This is a genomic window from Sedimentibacter sp. B4, assembly GCF_000309315.1.
Taxonomy (GTDB): domain Bacteria; phylum Bacillota; class Clostridia; order Tissierellales; family Sedimentibacteraceae; genus Sedimentibacter; species Sedimentibacter saalensis.
The window spans coordinates 1-237 of record NZ_CANG01000508.1 but is presented as its reverse complement, the minus strand read 5'-3'; the positions used below and the strand labels follow the sequence as shown (position 1 = coordinate 237).

The following is a 237-nucleotide window of genomic DNA, read 5'->3' as shown; positions in this document are numbered from 1 at the left end:
TTCACCGAGTTCAGGATCGTGCCCTCGGTGAGGAACTCCCGCAGCTCGTCGGCCGCCATCCGTGCGCAGTTCTCCTCCGCCTCGTTGGTGGAGGCGCCCAGGTGCGGGAGGGTGACCACCTTGTCTCGCTTGTTCAGGGCGGGAGAGGGGAAGTCGCAGATGTAGGCGCGGAGCTGGCCGCTCTCCAGCGCGCTCACCACGGCGGCCTCGTCCACGATCGGCCCGCGGGCGAAGTTA

General features: G+C 68.4%; 1 protein-coding gene. It reads right to left on the bottom strand.

The genetic code is table 11. From position 1 onward, the window contains the following. Positions 1–237, bottom strand: a 237-nt coding sequence (locus BN358_RS23760) for an NAD(P)-dependent oxidoreductase (protein WP_304412790.1), incomplete at both ends; no start/stop codon positions are given.